The organism is Synechococcus sp. CB0101 (assembly GCF_000179235.2).
GTDB lineage: Bacteria > Cyanobacteriota > Cyanobacteriia > PCC-6307 > Cyanobiaceae > Vulcanococcus.
In genome coordinates, this window is record NZ_CP039373.1 from 1,700,974 (window position 1) to 1,714,547 (window position 13,574).

Annotated in this window: 15 protein-coding genes and 1 pseudogene; 9 read left to right on the top strand and 7 right to left on the bottom strand. The window is 66.3% G+C overall.

The features are described from left to right. Nucleotides 1-90 precede the first annotated feature (90 nt). A complete protein-coding gene (locus tag CB0101_RS09100; RefSeq protein ID WP_010312404.1) occupies nt 91-750 on the top strand; it encodes a DedA family protein in 660 nt (219 codons plus the stop codon). 15 nt (nt 751-765) lie between these two features. Here CB0101_RS09100 and CB0101_RS09105 read toward each other — a convergent pair whose 3' ends face one another. Next, nucleotides 766-1,155: a single-stranded DNA-binding protein gene (locus CB0101_RS09105; protein ID WP_010312401.1), complete on the bottom strand. Its 390-nt coding sequence runs from the start codon at nt 1,153-1,155 to the stop codon at nt 766-768. A gap of 136 nt (nt 1,156-1,291) precedes the next feature. Between CB0101_RS09105 and CB0101_RS09110 the strand changes: the two genes are divergently transcribed. From CB0101_RS09110 to CB0101_RS09140, 7 genes are all read left to right on the top strand, one after another. Continuing rightward, nucleotides 1,292-2,338, top strand: coding sequence for a rod shape-determining protein (locus CB0101_RS09110; RefSeq protein WP_010312398.1), 1,047 nt, complete (start codon nt 1,292-1,294; stop codon nt 2,336-2,338). A gap of 5 nt (nt 2,339-2,343) precedes the next feature. Further along, complete coding sequence (gene mreC / locus CB0101_RS09115) at nt 2,344-3,081, top strand: rod shape-determining protein MreC (RefSeq protein WP_010312397.1); 738 nt, start codon at nt 2,344-2,346, stop codon at nt 3,079-3,081. Nucleotides 3,082-3,083: 2 nt separating this feature from the next. Further along, nucleotides 3,084-3,587, top strand: coding sequence for a hypothetical protein (locus CB0101_RS09120; protein WP_010312396.1), 504 nt, complete (start codon nt 3,084-3,086; stop codon nt 3,585-3,587). A gap of 5 nt (nt 3,588-3,592) precedes the next feature. Beyond that, nucleotides 3,593-4,987 carry an ABC transporter substrate-binding protein gene (locus CB0101_RS09125; protein WP_010312394.1) on the top strand — a complete coding sequence of 465 codons (1,395 nt, stop codon included), beginning with the start codon at nt 3,593-3,595 and terminating at the stop codon, nt 4,985-4,987. A gap of 94 nt (nt 4,988-5,081) precedes the next feature. Then, nucleotides 5,082-5,891, top strand: coding sequence for a response regulator transcription factor RpaB (gene rpaB / locus CB0101_RS09130; RefSeq protein ID WP_010312391.1), 810 nt, complete (start codon nt 5,082-5,084; stop codon nt 5,889-5,891). Nucleotides 5,892-5,958: 67 nt separating this feature from the next. After that, on the top strand, nt 5,959-7,467 hold the full coding sequence (gene lysS / locus CB0101_RS09135) for a lysine--tRNA ligase (protein ID WP_010312389.1): 1,509 nt from the start codon (nt 5,959-5,961) through the stop codon (nt 7,465-7,467). A 49-nt stretch (nt 7,468-7,516) separates the two neighbouring features. Beyond that, nucleotides 7,517-7,780, top strand: coding sequence for a hypothetical protein (locus tag CB0101_RS09140; RefSeq protein WP_010312387.1), 264 nt, complete (start codon nt 7,517-7,519; stop codon nt 7,778-7,780). A gap of 4 nt (nt 7,781-7,784) precedes the next feature. Here CB0101_RS09140 and CB0101_RS09145 read toward each other — a convergent pair whose 3' ends face one another. From CB0101_RS09145 to CB0101_RS09170, 6 genes and pseudogenes are all read right to left on the bottom strand, one after another. Then, nucleotides 7,785-8,561 carry a YdcF family protein gene (locus tag CB0101_RS09145; protein ID WP_246833733.1) on the bottom strand — a complete coding sequence of 259 codons (777 nt, stop codon included), beginning with the start codon at nt 8,559-8,561 and terminating at the stop codon, nt 7,785-7,787. Nucleotides 8,562-8,616: 55 nt separating this feature from the next. Then, nucleotides 8,617-9,096 carry a hercynine metabolism protein gene (locus CB0101_RS09150; RefSeq protein ID WP_010312382.1) on the bottom strand — a complete coding sequence of 160 codons (480 nt, stop codon included), beginning with the start codon at nt 9,094-9,096 and terminating at the stop codon, nt 8,617-8,619. Beyond that, nucleotides 9,093-9,323, bottom strand: a complete 231-nt coding sequence (locus tag CB0101_RS09155) for a hercynine metabolism small protein (RefSeq protein ID WP_010312380.1) — start codon at nt 9,321-9,323, stop codon at nt 9,093-9,095. The genes CB0101_RS09150 and CB0101_RS09155 overlap by 4 nt, the downstream gene beginning before the upstream one ends. Before the next feature lie 20 nt (nt 9,324-9,343). Beyond that, nucleotides 9,344-10,330, bottom strand: a complete 987-nt coding sequence (gene egtD, locus CB0101_RS09160) for an L-histidine N(alpha)-methyltransferase (RefSeq protein ID WP_010312377.1) — start codon at nt 10,328-10,330, stop codon at nt 9,344-9,346. Next, a pseudogene (gene egtB, locus CB0101_RS09165) lies at nt 10,327-11,582 on the bottom strand (ergothioneine biosynthesis protein EgtB). Before egtB ends, egtD begins: the two are co-directional and overlap by 4 nt. Continuing rightward, nucleotides 11,582-12,583 (bottom strand): DUF5672 family protein, encoded by a 1,002-nt coding sequence (locus CB0101_RS09170; protein WP_136644069.1) that lies wholly within the window; start codon nt 12,581-12,583, stop codon nt 11,582-11,584. The pseudogene egtB and the gene CB0101_RS09170 overlap by 1 nt, the downstream one beginning before the upstream one ends. On the opposite strand from CB0101_RS09170, the gene CB0101_RS09175 reads away from it, so the two are divergent. Continuing rightward, nucleotides 12,570-13,559, top strand: coding sequence for a cysteine synthase A (locus CB0101_RS09175; protein ID WP_010312372.1), 990 nt, complete (start codon nt 12,570-12,572; stop codon nt 13,557-13,559). The two genes, CB0101_RS09170 and CB0101_RS09175, sit on opposite strands and share 14 nt — an antisense overlap. Nucleotides 13,560-13,574 lie beyond the last annotated feature (15 nt).

Here is a 13,574-nt window from a genome sequence, read left to right on the forward strand (position 1 = left end):
TGCTCCGCGGCTGGATATCGATGGATATCCGCCTGTGGAGCATGTTTGTAGGCGGATGCCGCACAATCAGCCCACACACACGCAGGCCGAATGGGACTCACAGAGTTGGTGCAACAGCTGCCGCAGCTGATCGGTGCGGCAGTCGAGGCCAACCCGTGGATGGGGTACGGCGCCATCTTTGCGGCGATGTTCCTCGAGAACCTCTTTCCGCCGATCCCCTCGGAGCTGATCATGCCGCTGGGGGGCTTTTACGTGCACCAGGGTCAGTTGGCGCTGATTCCGGTGGTGTTGGCGGGCCTGATCGGCACCGTGCTTGGCGCCCTGCCTTGGTACGGAATCGGCCGCCTGATCAATGAAGAGCGCCTGGAGCAGTGGCTCGAGCGCCACGGCCGCTGGATTGGCATCAGCACCCAGGATCTGCATCGCACCCGCACCTGGTTCAACCGCTACGGCACAGCCCTGGTGTTCTGGGGGCGCCTGGTGCCCGGCATCCGCACCCTGATCTCTGTGCCGGCCGGCATCGAACTGATGCCGTTCACGCCGTTTCTGATCTGGACCACGGCCGGCAGCCTGATCTGGACCCTGCTGCTCACCGTGGCCGGCATGGCTCTCGGGGAGGGCTACACCAATGTTGAGCTCTGGATCGAGCCCGTTGCCAAAGCGATCAAGGTGCTTCTGGTGATCGCTGTGGTTGCTGCCGGCCTCTGGCTGGGGCTGCGCACCTGGAAGAAGCGCAACTCCAGCCACTGATGACCGCGCGGAGCCTCAGAAGGGAACTTCCTCTTCGGTCGGCTCCCCACCGAAACCACCGCCGCCGTAACCACCACCGCCTTCAGCATCGCGCTTGGAGCCCAGCAGTTCGAGTCGATCCACACGGATCACTGGCTTGCTGCGCTCCTCGCCGGTGCCGCGGTCGGTCCAGCGGTCGAGCTTGAAGCTGCCGATGATGCCGAGCAGTGAGCCTTTGCGCACATAGTCGGCGGCCACCTGGGCCTGCTTGCCCCAGATCTCCAGGTTGAACCAGTCGGGTTCGTCGTTATTGGAGCGGCGATTCACCGCCATGGTGAGGTTGGCCACCATGCTTCCCGATTCGAAGTAGCGAACCTCGGGGTCGCGGCCGGCCCGGCCGACGAGGGTGATCGAGTTGACGCCCATGGCGTTCTCCTGTTGATGCGTTGGGTCAATGATGCAGTCCACCGACGGGCTGCCTCATAGGGAGAGTTCCACCCTTTGGCCCGGATGTTCCATCGAGGCATCCCACCTATGATTCGCGCCGCTAGGTGGCCCCTCAGTGTTCTTCAAACGTTTCCAGCTCTCCCGCGACATCGGCATCGACCTGGGAACGGCCAACACCCTGATGTACATGTCCGGCAAGGGCATCGTGCTGCAGGAGCCTTCGGTGGTGGCCATCGACCTTGAACGCGGCAGTTGTCTGGCCGTGGGTGACGAAGCGAAATTGATGCTCGGCCGTACGCCCGGCAACATCCGCGCGGTGCGTCCTCTGCGCGATGGCGTGATCGCCGACTTCGACGCCGCCGAGCAGATGATCAAAACCTTCATTCAGAAGGGCAATGAAGGCCGCGGCATCGTGGCCCCACGCCTGGTGATTGGCATTCCCAGCGGCGTCACCGGCGTGGAGCGCCGTGCCGTGCGTGAGGCCGGTCTGGCCGGTGCCCGCACCGTGCACCTCATTGATGAGCCCGTGGCGGCGGCCATCGGTGCCGGTCTGCCCGTGACCGAGCCCGTGGGCACGATGATCGTCGACATCGGCGGCGGCACCACTGAGGTGGCTGTGCTGTCGCTCGGCGGCACGGTGCTGAGCGAATCCGTGCGCGTCGCCGGCGATGAACTCAGCGATGCGATCAGCGTGTATCTGAAGAAGGTGCACAACTTGGTGGTGGGTGAGCGCACCGCTGAAGAGATCAAGATCCGCATTGGCTCCGCCTTCCCCGATGAGGTGCACGACGAAACCTCGATGGACGTGCGCGGCCTGCACCTGCTCTCCGGTCTGCCCCGCACCATCAATGTGCGCGCCGGCGACGTGCGCGAAGCCATGGCCGAACCGCTCAACGTGATCGTGGAGGCGGTGAAGCGAACCCTCGAGCGCACTCCGCCCGAGCTGGCGGCCGACATCGTGGATCGCGGCATCATGCTTGCCGGTGGCGGCGCGCTGGTGCGCGGCATCAGCGACCTGATCAGCCACGAGACCGGCATCCTCGTGCACGTGGCCGAAGATCCGCTGCTCTGCGTGGTGAACGGTTGCGGCATGGTGCTGGAGGACTACAAGCGTCTGGAGCGCGTGCTCGATACGCCTGACTTCAGCCGCGTCGCCGCCTGATTCCCATGCCCGGACGCATCCTGCGCGTCCCGCTGCTGCGCAAGGTCGCTGAGGCCTGGCCGTGGTGGTTGCTGTTGCTGGCTCTGGCTGGCGTGCGCCTGAGCAAAGGGGCTGGCTTCATGGATGCTTATGCCCTGCTGAGCCGGCCCTTTTGGCCGGGTTCAGCCCAGTCGGAGTGGTTGAGGTCGGCCCAGCAGCTGCAGGAGCAGGCCAGCCTGCAGCAGTTGCAGCGCGACAACCAGCGCTTGCGCGGCATGCTCGAGCTCAACCGCAGCGGCGGCGGCCGCGTGCCGGCACCCGTGATTTCGCGGGAAGCCGGCGGCTGGTGGCAGCAGCTGGAGCTGGGCAAGGGCAGTGTGGATGGCATCAAAGCCGGTGATCCGGTGCTCGCCCCCGGTGGCTTGATCGGCCGGGTGAGCAGTGTCACCCCCAGCACGGCCCGGGTGCAGCTCCTCACCGATAGCGGCAGTCGCCTGGGGGTGTGGGTGGCGCGGGTGCAGCGCCATGGCTTGTTGGTGGGCCAGGGCACGGCGCGGCCGCGGCTGCAATTCCTCGAGAAAGACACGGGCGTTCGCCCCGGTGATGTGATCACCACCTCCCCCGCCAGCACGCTGGTGCCCCCCAACCTGTTGGTGGGCGTGGTGCAGAGCGTGAATGAAAACTTGGCGCCGGCGCCGGATGCAGCGGTGCAGCTCAGTGCCCCGGTGGATGCGGTGGATTGGGTGCAGGTGGTGACCCGCTAGCCATGGGGGTGTTGCACCGTCAGCGCTGGTGCGGGGCTACAGGCCTGATGGTGCCCCTGCTCACCCTGGCGTCGCCTGGCTTTTTGAAGATCGCCGGTGTGGCCCCCAGTTGGGCGGTGCTCTGGTTGCTGCCCTGGGCGTTGGTGGATGGGCCCGCCTCCGGTGCGATCGCCGGGCTCTGTTTGGGGTTGGTGCTTGATGGCTTGCACCTGGGCCTGGCCAGCGAGGTGCCGGTGTTGATGCTGCTGGGCTGGTGGTGGGGGCGGATCGGCCGGCGTGGTGTCCCGATTGAGCGCAGCTACAACCTGGGCCTGTTGGCCGTGCTCGGCAGCTTGCTGCTCGGCGCCAGCCTGCTTTTGCAGCTCTATTGGGCTGGTCAGCTGCCGCTGGTGGAGGCTGGCTTGCACACCCTCGTGGCCCAGAGCTTGCTCACCGGCTTGCTGGCGCCTGTGCTCTGCTCGCTGGTGTTGCTGCGTTGGCGCCGCATTGCTGATTTGAGGGGTTGATGGGGATGAAGGGCCAAACCGCCACTGGAGCGTTGCGCGGATTCCGCCGCCGCTCGCTGCTGCGCCGCATCGCGACCGGTGTGGCGGGCGCTGCTTTGGCGGTGGGCCTCAGCGCCTGCCGCGGTGCGGCGCCTCCGGCTGGAGCGCAGCGCACGATCCAGTTCTGGACCCTCGATCTGGCGCCCAAGTTCAACACCTATCTCCAGGGTGTGATTGCGGCCTGGGAAGCCCAGAACCCGGGCTACCGAGTGGTGTGGACCGACATCCCCTGGGGTTCGGTGGAGCGCAAGCTCCTGGCGGCGGTGTTTGCGCGCACGGCGCCGGATGTGGTGAATCTCAATCCCCTGTTTGCGGCCAACTTGGCCAGCAAGGGCGGGTTGCTGCCACTGGAGGGCGTGCTGCCGCCGGGGGCGCCCCAGGGTTACCTGCCCCGGATCTGGCAGGCGGGCCGCAGCGCCGGGCCCGATGGCCAGCCCCAACAGTTCGCGATTCCCTGGTATCTCACGGCCCGGATCACCCTGGCCAACACTGGCCTGTTGCAGCAGGCCGGCTACAGCGCCCCACCGCGCACCTGGGCTGAGGTGCCTGCCTATGCCGAGGCTGTGCGCCGCCGCACCGGCCGCTACGCCTTGTTCGTCACCGTGGTGCCCGACGACTCCGCTGAGCTGCTGGAAAGCCTCGTGCAGATGGGGGTGACCCTGCTGGGGCCTGATCAGCGCGCCGCCTTCAACAGCCCTGCCGGCCGCCGCGCCTTCGCCTTTTGGACTGATCTCTACCGCCGCGGTCTGCTGCCCCGCGAAGTGGTCAGCCAGGGATACCGCCGCGCCATTGAGCTCTACCAAAGCGGTGAATTGGCCCAGGTGGGCAGCGGCGCCGAATTCCTGCGCAGCATCCAAACCAATGCACCGCAGATCGCTGCCGCCACCCGCCCCTTTCCACCACTCACCGGTGCTCAGGGCGACGCCAATGTGGCGGTGATGACCCTCGCCATCCCGCGCCAGAGCCGGGTGGCCACCAAGGCGGCGGATTTCGCCTTGTTCCTCACCGATGCCGCTAACCAGCAGCGCTTCGCGGAGCAGGCGCGGGTGCTGCCGTCGTCGCCCGTGGCGCTGCAACAGCTGCGCCGCAATCTCGAGGAGGAGCGTCCGGCTAACCAGCCCGAGGCGTTGGTGCAGCAGGCGCGCCTGCTCTCGGCCGACACCCTCGGCCAGGCGCGGGTGCTGGTGCCAGCCAGCCCGGGGGTGAAGCGGCTGCAGGCGATTGTGTACACCCAGCTGCAGCGGGCGATGCTCGGTCAGATCAGCAGCGATGCGGCCCTGGTGGAAGCGGAGCGCCAGTGGAATGCCTATGCCGCCGGCCGCTTCCCCGCTTCAAAAACTCTGGCCGGAAGAAATCCTTAAGAGTTCGCTGCATAGTCCTGGTTTCAGGGGTTTTGGGCCTCGGTCTGTTCATCCTGAGATGTATCGTTGCGCTTCTTCATCACCTGTTGTGCGTATGGCCCTCGGCGACCAGCACCAGCTCGGTGAGGCGTCGGGAGCCGCATCTGGAGCGGAGGGCCACCGCGCCACCTTGCTCGTGGTGGACGACGAGCCGGCGGTGCGCCGTGTGCTCGTGATGCGCCTGCAGCTGGCCGGTTACCGGGTGGTGTGCGCCGAAGACGGCGAAGAAGCGCTCACCCTGTTTCACCAGGAACAGCCCGATCTCGTCGTGCTCGACGTGATGCTGCCCAAGCTCGATGGCTTCGCCGTGTGCCGGCGGCTTCGGGCGGAATCCTGCGTGCCGATCATTTTCCTCTCGGCTCTCGATGCCATCGCCGAGCGGGTTGCTGGCCTCGATCTCGGCGCCGACGACTATCTGCCCAAGCCCTTCAGCCCCAAAGAGCTCGAGGCGCGCATCGCCACGATCCTGCGGCGTGTGGGCCGCGGCTCCGCCGCTGCCGAGCCCCGTGAGGCCACACCTGGCCAGGGTGTGCTGCGGGTGGGTGATCTGGTGGTGGACACCAACCGCCGCCAGGTGACCCGCGACGGCGAACGCATCGGCCTCACCTACACCGAGTTCAGCCTGCTGGAGCTGCTCTTCCGCGAACCCGGCCGTGTGGTGCCGCGGGCCGAGATCCTCGAGCAGCTTTGGGGCTACCCGCCGCGCCGCGCTGCGGACCTGCGCGTGGTGGATGTATACGTCGCCCGCCTGCGGGGCAAGCTCGAGCCTGATCCGCGCAACCCGGAGCTGATCCTCACCGTGCGCGGCACCGGCTACGCCTCCCAGCGCGTGGGTGACCTGCCCGGGATGGCCGCCGCAGGCTGAGGCTGTTTGGCATCACGGCAGCACCGCGTTCCTGCAGGATGGCGGCACGCTGAGTTGAATCGGGCCCTTGTCTGAGCTGCGCGAGACCCGCCTTGAGAAAGGCAAGGCCCTGGCGGCCCTGGGCCAGGGGCCCTATGCGCTGCGGTTCGACCCCAGCCATCGCACGGCCGAGTTGCAGGCCGCCCACGCTGATCTGGCCAACGGCGAAGAGCGCGATTTGGCCGTGGCGGTGGCCGGCCGGGTGATGACCCGTCGCGTGATGGGCAAGCTCGCCTTCTTCACCCTGGCCGATGAAACCGGCCCGATTCAACTGTTCATCGAGAAGGCCACGCTGGCGGCCTCGATGCCCGATGACCCCGAGGCCTTCGCTCACATCACCTCCCTGGTGGATGCCGGCGACCTGATCGGCGTGCAGGGCACCCTGCGCCGCACCGACCGCGGCGAGCTTTCGGTGAAGGTGAAGAGCTGGCAGATGCTCAGCAAGAGCCTGCAGCCCTTGCCCGATAAGTGGCATGGCCTCTCTGATGTGGAGAAGCGCTACCGGCAGCGCTATCTCGATCTGATTGTCTCGCCCGACACCCGTGAAACCTTCCGGCGCCGGGCCCTGGCGGTGAGTGCGATCCGCCGCTGGCTCGATGAGCGCGGCTTCCTGGAGATCGAAACGCCGGTGCTGCAGAGCGTGCCCGGCGGCGCCGATGCGCGGCCGTTTGAAACCCACCACAACGCCCTCGATCTGCCCCTCACCCTGCGCATCGCCACCGAGCTGCACCTGAAGCGGCTGGTGGTGGGCGGCTTTGAGCGGGTTTATGAGCTGGGCCGCATCTTCCGCAACGAGGGCATCAGCACGCGCCACAACCCGGAGTTCACCTCGATTGAGGTGTACCAGGCCTATGCCGACTACAACGACATGATGGATCTCACGGAGCAGCTGATTGCTCACGTGTGCCAACAGGTGTGCGGCAGCACCACGATTCGTTATCAGGGCAACGAGATTGATCTCACGCCCCCCTGGCGCCGCGTGACGATGCACGAGCTAGTGCAGGAGGCCACGGGCCTTGATTTCGGCGCCTTCGGTTCCCGGGCTGAGGCTGCCGCAGCCATGGAGGCCAAGGGTTTGGCGGCGCCGGCGCTGGCGGATTCCGTGGGTCGCCTGTTGGTGGAGGCCTTCGAGCAAACGGTGGAAACGGATTTGATCCAACCCACGTTTGTGATCGATTACCCGGTGGAAAACTCACCCCTGGCCAGAGCCCATCGCAGCAAACCCGGCTTGGTGGAGCGCTTTGAACTGTTCATCGTCGGCCGTGAAACCGCCAATGCCTTCAGTGAACTGATTGATCCGGTGGATCAGCGCCAGCGCTTGGAAGCCCAGATGGCCCGCAAGGCCGCCGGCGACGACGAAGCCCAGGAGGTGGATGAGGATTTCATCCAGGCCCTCGAGGTGGGCATGCCCCCCACCGGCGGCTTGGGTATCGGCATCGATCGGCTGGTGATGCTGCTCACCGACAGCGCCTCGATCCGCGATGTGATCGCCTTCCCGCTGCTGCGCCCGGAAACCCGCACTGCTGGCGCCGACTGAAGGGCGATACCCGCAATGGGATAATCAACCCTAGTAGGCCAGGGTCCCCATGAGTGGTGAGCGCGTCGGTTTCCGCTTCAAGCACGCTGATGCGGTGGTGAAGCGCAATCCCCAGGGCCGCTCCCGCCGGGGTTGGGTGATGGAGCCGGTGGAGCAAACCACCAGCCGCGGCACCAAGATGCCCGCCTATCGCATCCGCTGGCGCGACAGTGAACGCCCCGAGATCGTGCTGCAGCACATGCTGATTGCCGATCCCGACCCCACCCCGCCGCCCGAGGGCGTGAGCCTTGTTCCCCCTGCTCCCAAGCAGTAAGGCCCTACGACCAGCCTCGTAGCCGGTAGAGCGCGAGGCCGAGATGTTCCTTCAGGGCCACGCTGCTCAAGTGCAGCGCCTCGGCCTCAGGAACCAGCCCTTTCAGCACCGATCCGGCCGTGGGCTTTCCGTAGCGAGCTCGGGTTGGCAGTTGGTAGTCGCAGGCCACTGGAATCACACGCAAGCCGCTGCGTTGCTGGAAGGTGGCCAGGGAGCGCGGCATGTGAAACGCGCTGGTCACCAGCAGCACCGTGCGCCAGCCCCGTTTCCGGGCCAGTTGGCCGATGTCGCGGGCTTCCTCGGCGGTGGTGCGTGACCTGGGGTTGGTGAGGATTCGCTCCGGCGGCATTCCCAGTTCAATGGCCAGCGCTTGAGCCGATAGAGCTTCCGGAGGAGCTGGATCACCTGCGGTGAAGGTCACCTGGCCGCCGCTGGTGAGCAGCACCGGAGCCTTGTTCTGCCGCAGCAGCCGCAGGCCCGTGAGCAAGCGATCACCCCCCTCCGCCACTTCCACGGCTTGGCGGGGCGCCAGCGCCGGTCGCAACCCGCCCCCCAGCACCACCACCGCATCAGCTCGGGGAATCTGGCGAGGTGTGAGCGCAGCGGCCTGCTCCTCCAGTCCCCAGATCAACTGCCGGCTGGTGAGGGGCATCGCAAACAACCAGATCAGGCCGATGCCCGCTCCGCTCAGGCCCATGCCCCAGCGCGGCCGGCTCCGCGCCGCTGCTCCCAGGCCCGCCAACTGCAGCAGCAGGCCCAGCCCCAGGGGGTAAACGAACAAAGGGAGGAGTTTGGAGAGCAGGAAACCCATCGCTGGCGTGATCTCGGCGGCGTTGTCAGCTGCGCTGGCCCTGCCGGCGTCGCAGCGCCTCGAGCTCTTGTTCCACTTCGAAGCGGGCCCAGGCCTGATCCAGGGGATCCGTTCCGGTTGGCTTTTGTCCCGCTGCCGTAGCTGCCGGTTCAGCTTGATTCAGCTGCACCGCCTGGCCCAGTTGCTCGAGGGTGTGCCAGCGCTGGCGGCCGCGCTCCATCAGTTGGACCACCTGCTGCTCGGCCCGTGCCGCCAGATCCAGTGCACCGGCAGCGCGGGCCCGTTGAGCGCGATCGCGCCACTCGCGGATCTGGGCTGCGAGCTGGAGTAGTTCGCTGCGCAAGGCTTCGGCCTGGGCCAGCAACCGGCGCTGCCGCTGGCGTTGTTCCTGCCGCTCCTGCTCTTGCAGCAGCGCCTCCTGGGTGGGATTGGCCCGCAGGAAGGCCTGCAGCTGTTGCTCCAGCCGGGCCTCGAGTTGCTCGAGCCAGTCGGCGGCTGCGCTCAAGGGGCGTCGGGGGCGCGGGTGATCAGCGGCGCTTCGATTTCTTCCTGCAGCGGCGTGATCGCGGCTTCGCGGGAGCGCAACAGCAGTTGGGTGAGCCGGGCGATGCCGCCCTCGCCCAGGTTTTGGGAGGCCAGGGATTCGAAGGCGTTGCCGTAGAGCTCCTCAAGCTGGGTGATCAGGTTTTCGCGCAGCTCGCGCACGGCCCGGCGCTGCTCTTCCCTCGACATGCTGCGGCTCCTCGCTGGCTTCAGTCTGCCTGCACCAGTAGGTGCAGAGATAGATCGCCAGCTGGATCACTCCAACGTTCCGACCCCCGCCAGCCGGCCGAGGCGGCCAGCTCCAGAAACGCCTCCGGGCTGTATTTCGCACTGGTTTCGGTGATGAGCGCTTCCCCCGCCGCGAAGCTCCAGCTGCGGCCGGCCAGCTTCACCTCCTGGGCGCGCTGGCTCACCAGTGCCATCTCGATGTGGCTGTGCTCCTCCACCCAGCGGGCCCGGTAGTGGAAGGCCTCTAGATCGAAGCTTCCGGCCAGATCGCGATTGAGCCGCCGCAAGAGGTTGAGGGCGAAGGCGGCCGACACCCCAGCTGCATCGTCGTAAGCCGCCTCCAGCCGCTCCACAGCCTTGGGTTGGTCGATTCCGATCAGCAGCTGGCCGCCCGGCCCCAGTAGCCGCCGGAACTGCGCCAGTAGATCCCGTGCCGCCGCCGGCTCAAAGTTGCCCAGGGAGCTGCCCGGGAAGAAGCCCAGGTGGGCCGTGCCATTGAGCAGTGGGTGCTCCGGCAGTTCCTCCAGCTGGCTGTAGTCGCAGCAGATCCCCAGGATCGGCACCGCCGGAAACTGCTGCTCCAGCCGGGTGCAGGCGGCTTGCAAATGTTCGGCGCTGATGTCGAGCGCCACGTAGGCCGGTTGGGCCAGGGCCTGCAGCAGCGGCGCCACCTTGCGGGCGCTGCCGGCGCCGAATTCCACGAGGGTGCCGCTGCCCAGGGCCGCGGCGATCGCCGCGGCTTCCCGTTCGAGCAGGGCGGTTTCGGTGGCCGTGAGGGTGTATTCCGGCTGCTGACAGATCAGATCGAAGAGGCGGGAACCTTCTGCGTCGTAGAGGAACCAGGCCGGCAGTTGTTTGCGGCTGCGGCTCAGGCCGTCGATCACCAGCTGGCGCATGTCTGCCGGGGCGGGATGCAGATCGAGCAGCTCCACCGCCCGCTCTACCCCGGTTACCGCGCTCCCACTCATCGCTGCACCTCGCGCACCAGCCGCACACCGCTGGCCATCCAGCGGCTCGCCGGTGGGTAGAAATTGCGGTAGGTGAGCCGCTCGTGGCCGGCTGGGGTAAGGAAGCCGCTGCCGCGCAGCACGAATTGCGAGGTCATGAACTTGCCGTTGTATTCGCCCACGGCCCCGGCTGCCGGTGCAAAGCCGGGATAGGGGCGATAGGGGCTGCCGGTCCACTGCCAGAGGCAGCCGTAGGCCTGGGGCAGATCGCCAGCGGCGGCGGCCAGCTCCCACTCTGCTTCACTCGGCAAGCGCGCCCCGGCCCAGCGGGCGTAGGCATCCGCTTCAAACCAGCTCAGATGCCGCACCGGGGCCTCAGGCTGCCGGGGCCGGCGGCCCGCCAGGGTGAACTCCCACTCCCCTCGCCAGTAGCGGGGCGCTTGCCAGCTCCGCTGCTGCACCACGGCCCAGCCTTCGCTCATCCACAGCTCCGGCCGGCGGTAGCCGCCATCAGCGATGAAGGCCGCGAACTCGCTGTTGCTCACCAAGCGGTTGGCGATGGCGAAGGGCTCGAGCCAGACGCGGTGGCGGGGCGCCTCGTTGTCGAAATGGAAGCCGCCAGGCGAGGGGCCGGGGCCGCTGCTTCCCCCGGATGGCCGATCTCCACCAGCCCTCCCGCAACCTCGATCCAGTTCGGGTCGGCCGGGGCCGCTGCGGCGCCGCGCTCGTAGGCGGCTTCAGGATCCACGCACCCGGCGCCGGCCGGGTAGGCCACCGGCTCGAGCGGATTGCGGCTGAAGCCATCGAGCAGATCCATCAGCAGCAACTCCTGGTGCTGCTGCTCGTGCTGCAGGCCCAGCTCCACCAGCGCGGGATCCAGGTGCTCCAGTTCCTGCTCGAGGGCTGCGGTCACCCGCTGGCGCCAGGCGAGCACCTCCGCGATTGGTGGCCGGGTGAGCAGGCCGCGCTGGGGTCGCGGGTGCCGCTCCCCCACGGCCTCGTAATAGCTGTTGAACAGATAGCCCCAGCGGCTCTCCGCCGGCTCATAGCCGGGCCGCTGCCGCAGCAGAAACTCCTCAAAAAACCAGGTGGTGTGGCCCAGATGCCATTTCGCAGGACTGGCATCGGCCATGCCTTGCAGGCAGAGATCTTCCGGTTCGAGCCCCTCAATCAGCGCTTCGCTGGCCTGGCGGATCTGGCGCAGCCGCGGGAGCAACGCGGAAGGCGTGGCGCTTGGGATTGCGTTAGCTGGAAAGGTCGTTGCGCTGTTCATCATCCGAGGCCTAACAGCATTCCGATCACGTGTTTGGCATGTTTCTCGTAAAGCCTGGCCTGTTCGCTCGCATCCAGGTAGTACCAGGATCCGTGAAAACCGCTTGAATCGCTGTAACTGGATTCATTGAAGAGGCGATTCAGCACAGCTTGTGAGGGCAGCTTGGCGTTCAGGTTCGGATCGTTGAGGTGTCGGGCAAAGAAAATATCTTCGGCTTCGGTGTCGGGTGAAGCGTGGCTGTGCTGTTCACAAATGGCCTGCATCACGCGTGGGTTGCGGATTGAGAGCCCGCCATTGCCGTTGTTGGTGTGGTCTGGCACGGTCTGGCACAGGGCTTGATTGGCCCACTGGCTGCCTGTGCGAGTGAGGGTTGGATCGTAGGTGGGGAATTCGCAGGACGTGATCCGGCCTTTGTTCCAAGGAGGGCCAGCGAAGTCGTAGTGCAACTCCTCCAGCTCCAGGGGTTGGATAACCAAGGCATCAGGCTGAAAGATCAGCACGTGTTCGCCGGTCAAGGTTTTCCAGAAGTCAGCGGATTTGAAAAGGGTGTTGTATTTGTTCCAGCCCAGCGAGTCGGTGATTCCAAAATCATCGAGTGTTTTAATGGTAATGAAGCGGCTGAATGGCTCTAAAAGTTGGAAAAAAGCCTCTTTTTTAGAGTTGGGTGTGTAGATCGTGACCGTTGCCTGCAGGCGCGTCATCAGCAACGTGTTGAGCACGCACGTTCTTGTCTGGCGTGTTGCGCGATCGTCGACTAAGACGCAGTTCCAGGTCGTTCGCTCTGGGTCTTGAGATCTGGCCTGAAGATGTGCTTCCCAGTGCCTGAGAAACAGCTGGTCGATCAGGGAACAGTGGGCGTGGAACAGTTCCAGCCGGTAGTGATTGAGCAGGTGAAGGGGGTTGGGTTGTCCGCTTTGTTCCGGCACGCCTGAACCCGCTTTCCAGCTCGTTATTGTTGCCCAGACCTGCCGAGCCTGCAGCCAGACGATGGGTGGAATCACCTCCGGCTTCGTGGGGGCCGTCGGCAACACGCCGTTGATCCGGCTGAATGCCCTCAGTGAGGCCACTGGCTGCGAGATCCTCGGCAAGGCCGAATTCATGAATCCCGGCGGCTCGGTGAAAGACCGCGCCGCCCTCGGGATTCTTCAGGAGGCGGAAGAACAGGGCCTGCTCAAGCCCGGCGGCACGGTGGTGGAGGGCACGGCGGGTAACACCGGCATTGGCCTCACGCACCTGTGCAATGCCCGGGGCTACAAGGCGCTGATTGTGATTCCGGAAACCCAGTCGGCCGAGAAGATCGGCCTGCTGCGCAGCCTCGGCGCGGAGGTGCGCACGGTGCCGGCCGTTCCCTACCGCGATCCCAACAACTACGTGCGCCTCTCCGGTCGCATCGCCGAGGAAACCCCCGGTGCGGTGTGGGCTAATCAGTTCGACAACCTGGCCAACCGCCGCGCCCACTTCAACAGCACGGGCCCGGAGATCTGGCAGCAAACCGGTGGCAGCGTGGATGCCTGGGTGGCGGCCACCGGCACCGGCGGCACCTATGCCGGTGTGGCCCTCTACCTCAAGGAGCAGAACCCCAACGTGCGCTGCGTGCTGGCCGATCCCTATGGCAGCGCGCTCTACAGCTGGGCCAGCGGCGGTGAGCTGGCCAGCGAGGGCAACTCGATCACCGAGGGCATTGGCAACAGCCGCGTGACTGCCAATCTCGAGGGTGCGCCCATCGACGATGCCGTTCGCATCCACGACCAGGACGCCCTCGCCACCATTTACAACCTGCTCTGGCAGGAGGGCCTGTTCCTGGGGGGCTCGGTGGGCATCAACGTGGCCGCAGCGGTGGAAACGGCGCGCCGCCTGGGCCCTGGCCACACGATCGTCACCGTGCTGTGCGACAGCGGCGATCGCTACCGGTCACGGCTTTATGACGGCCAGTGGCTGACCAGCAAGGGGTTGGAGCAACCTGTGCGCGCAGCCTGAGGACCTCCGGCGTTG